General features: G+C 66.5%; 4 protein-coding genes. 2 read left to right on the forward strand and 2 right to left on the reverse strand.

What is annotated here, in order from left to right:
- Positions 1-16 precede the first annotated feature (16 nt).
- Entirely contained in the window at positions 17-853 is an 837-nt protein-coding gene (locus tag ACO1P8_RS09775) for a DUF2306 domain-containing protein (protein ID WP_486295697.1), read from the forward strand.
- 67 nt (positions 854-920) lie between these two features.
- Here the strand turns inward: ACO1P8_RS09775 and ACO1P8_RS09780 are convergent, their stop codons facing one another.
- Together ACO1P8_RS09780 and ACO1P8_RS09785 are read right to left on the reverse strand one after the other, a co-directional pair.
- Positions 921-2,090: an MFS transporter gene (locus ACO1P8_RS09780; protein WP_486295698.1), complete on the reverse strand. Its 1,170-nt coding sequence runs from the start codon at positions 2,088-2,090 to the stop codon at positions 921-923.
- A 112-nt stretch (positions 2,091-2,202) separates the two neighbouring features.
- Positions 2,203-2,817: an IMPACT family protein gene (locus ACO1P8_RS09785; protein WP_486295699.1), complete on the reverse strand. Its 615-nt coding sequence runs from the start codon at positions 2,815-2,817 to the stop codon at positions 2,203-2,205.
- 126 nt (positions 2,818-2,943) lie between these two features.
- Between ACO1P8_RS09785 and ACO1P8_RS09790 the strand changes: the two genes are divergently transcribed.
- On the forward strand, positions 2,944-3,692 hold a 749-nt coding region (locus ACO1P8_RS09790; RefSeq protein ID WP_486295700.1), incomplete at its 3' end, for a cyclomaltodextrinase N-terminal domain-containing protein.

Genomic DNA, 3,692 nt, shown 5'->3' on the forward strand with positions numbered 1-3,692 from the left:
ACGATGGAGAACATCAATGACAACCGGTAACGCATATCCCGCCGCCTGGCGGGCCGGCAGCACGCACGGATGGGCCGCGCGCGCGTTGACGTCCGCGGCCACGCTGTGGTTCGCGGCGACCGTGGCCGGCCAGCTGATATTTGGCGCCTATGTCGTCCTGTTGTACGGCGGCGCGGCGGTGCGGGGGAATGTCGGGCAGTGGAATACGGTGATGACGCATGGTCACGTGGCCGGCGATTCGGCGGGGAACGCCGCCACCGGCCTCCATTTATTCGGGGCGGCCATCATCATGCTGAGCGGGGCGCTGCAACTGGTGCCCCAAATACGCACCGGGGCGCCCGCATTCCACCGCTGGAACGGCAGGATCTACCTCGCCGCGGCAGTCGCGGCGGGTCTGACCGGCATCTACATGATCTGGTGGCGCGGCGCCGTCGGGGACCTCGTCCAGCACCTCGGCACGACCGTCAACGGCATACTCGTGGTGGCGTTTGCGGGGATGGTCCTGTGGCGCATCCTGGCGCGCGACATCGCGGCGCACCGCCGGTGGGCGTTGCGCCTGTTCCTCTGCGTCAGCGGCGTCTGGTTCTTCCGTGTCGGCCTGATGTTCTGGCTGGCGGTGAACGGCGGGCCTGCCGGTTTCGACCCCGCCACGTTCCGCGGACCGTTCCTGAGCTTTCTCGCGTTTGCGCAGTTCCTGCTGCCGCTCGCCGTCCTTGAAACCTATCTGGTCTGCCGCAGGCGTGGCGGCGCCGCCGGGCAATGGTGCATGGCGTTCGTCGTGTTCGGGCTGACGCTGGCGATGGGCGTCGGTATCGTCGTGGCGACGGCAGGCATGTGGCTGCCGCATATGTAGCTGCGCCCGCCGAAAAAGCCGCGAGGCGCCCGGTGCCGCAAGAAGGACGCGCCCGCAAGCCTGCGTGTTACGCCGGCACGGCGATCGCCGCGCGCCGCCCATGCGCCCGCATCGCGAGCGCCAGCACGACGCCGCACAGCGCGAGTCCCGCCGCCACCCATTGCGGCGACGCGTACGAATAGCCCAGGATCAGCGGAATCCCGCCGAGGAACGCGCCCAGCGCATTGCCGATATTGAAGCCGGACTGGCCCAGCGACGAGCCCAGCATCTCCGCCTCGCGCGAGTGCTCGATCAAGAGCATCTGGATCGGCGGCCCCAGCGCCAGCGCATTCGCGCCGACGGCGAACGCCAGCAGCATCATCGCCGGCTGCGACCACGCCAGCAGCGCGTTCAGGCACAGCAAGGCAACCATCGAGATCAACAGCTGGATGATGGCCGTCAGCGGCGGCACGCGGTCCGCCAGCTTGCCGCCGACGTGTACGCCGACCGTCATGCCGACGCCGACCGCCGTCATGATCAGCGGGATGGTGTTGGCGTGGAAGTGCGTGACGTCCGTCAGCAGCGGCGCGATATAGCTGAGCCAGGCGAAGAAGCCGCCCGTGCCGATCGACGTGATGCCCAGTGCCAGCCACAGGTTCGGCTTGCGGAAGATTTTCAGGTCCTGGCGCAGGCCGGCGCCCGGCGTGGCTTCGAAATACGGGATCAGTTTATGAAGCATGATCATCGTCGCGAGGCCGATGGCGGCCACGATCAGGAACACGAAGCGCCAGCTCATATTGTGGCCGAGCCAGGTCCCGGCCGGCACGCCCAGCACGTTGGCGATGGTCAGGCCGGAAAACATGCTGGCGAGGGCCGCCGCTTCCTTGCCCTTGTCGGCGAGGCGCGTCGCGACGACCGCGCCGACGCCGAAGAACGCGCCGTGCGGCAGCCCCGCCAGGAAGCGGAACAGCAGCATCGTGTGGAAGTTGGGCGCGAACGCGGACAGCGCGTTGAACGCCGTGAACATCAGCATGAACCAGATCAGCACGCTGCGCGGCGGGCGGTGCGCCAGCATGCTGACGAGCGTCGGCGCGCCCACGACCACGCCGACCGCATAGGCCGAAATCAGGTAGCCCGCCTGGGGAATGGAAATGTCGAGGCCGGTCGCGATGTCGGGCAGGATGCCCATCATGACGAATTCCGTCATGCCGATACCGAAACCGCCCAGGGCCAGCGGAGCCAGGCTCTTCTTGATCATTGTCTTTTCGCTTTACTGCGGGGATAGGATGAGCCGGACATTATGGCGGCTCACGACAGGTGAGTCCGCTTTCGAGTCGTGATGTCCGGTATAGATCGAAATGATAGCGGTATCAGGCCGAGTCCGCTTGCGGGTCGTCGTTTTCCGCGATCCAGCGGATGCGCCCGTTGCCCGCCTCGTTCAGGCGGGTGGACAGCGCCGCGGCCTTGTCGTCCGCCAGGTGGAAAGCGAACGAGACGGCGTCCGCGTGCTGGACGGCGTCCAGGGTGGCGCCGGCCGCGTCCAGTTCGCGCCGGATCAGGCCTTCGAGCGGGTAGGGCGCCTCGCAGCGCAGGTGGCGCTGGCGGATGATCGGCATTTTTTGCGCGACCAGCAGTGCCTGGGCCACGCTGTCCGTGTAGGCACGCACGAGGCCGCCCGCGCCCAGTTTGATGCCGCCGAAATAGCGCACGACGGTCGCCAGCACGCCTTCCAGGTCCTGGTGGCGCAGCACGTCCAGCATCGGGCGCCCGGCCGTGCCGCTGGGCTCCCCGTCGTCCACGGCGGCCGATTGTCCGCCCGCCAGCAGCGCCCAGCACACGTGCGCCGCGCCCGGGTGCGCGGCCCGCAGCCCCGCCACGACCTTCTGCGCACCGGCCCGGTCCGGCATCGGCTGGACGCAGGCGATGAAGCGGCTCTTCTTGATGATCAGTTCGTGGTGGACGGGGGTAAGGATGGTCTGCGGCATGGGGCGTACAGCTTACTGTATTTCCGTGCAGGATGCATGTAGAAGGAAAACTACATTTAATGGCGTAAACGGCTTGAAGCGGCTTGTTTATGATGTTACTTTACTACAAATTACCTTGGGGACATGATGAAGAAACTGATTTTGACCATCTCGGCCTGGCTGCCCGCCATGTGGGCCGGCGCCGCGCCGTACGCGATCCAGCACGTGGAACCGATGAACTGGTGGGTCGGCATGAAGTGGTCCGACCTGCAGGTGATGGTGCATGGCGAACGCATTGCCGAGCTGGAGCCGGCGCTTGCCTACCCCGGCGTGCGCATCGCCAGCGTGGAGCGCACGGACAATCCGAACTTCCTGTTCGTGAACCTGAAGATCGACGGCAAGGCCAGGCCGGGTGAGTTCAGGCTCCAGTTCAAGCGCGGCAAGGAGATAGTAACCACTTACCCCTATCGCCTGGAAGCGCGCCGGAACGGGTCGGCACAGCGGCGCGGCTTCGATTCCGGCGACGCCATCTACCTGATCGTGCCGGACCGTTTCTCGAACGGCAATCCGGCCAACGACGATGCCGGCATGCGCGAAACCAGCGACCGCCGCGATCCGACCAAGCGCCACGGCGGCGACCTCGCGGGCATGCAGGCGCAGCTCGATTACATCCGCGGCCTCGGCTTCACGATGGTCTGGCCCACCCCGCTGCTGGAAAACAACCAGCCGGCGTATTCCTATCACGGCTACGCGCTGACCGATTACTACAAGGTCGATCCGCGCTTCGGCAGCAACGAGGACTACCGCAACTACGTGGCGGCGGCCAATGCGCGCGGCCTGGGCGTGATCCACGACGTCGTCCTGAACCACATCGGCACGGGCCACTGGTGGATGCA

The sequence above is a fragment of the Bordetella sp. genome, from assembly GCF_057362025.1.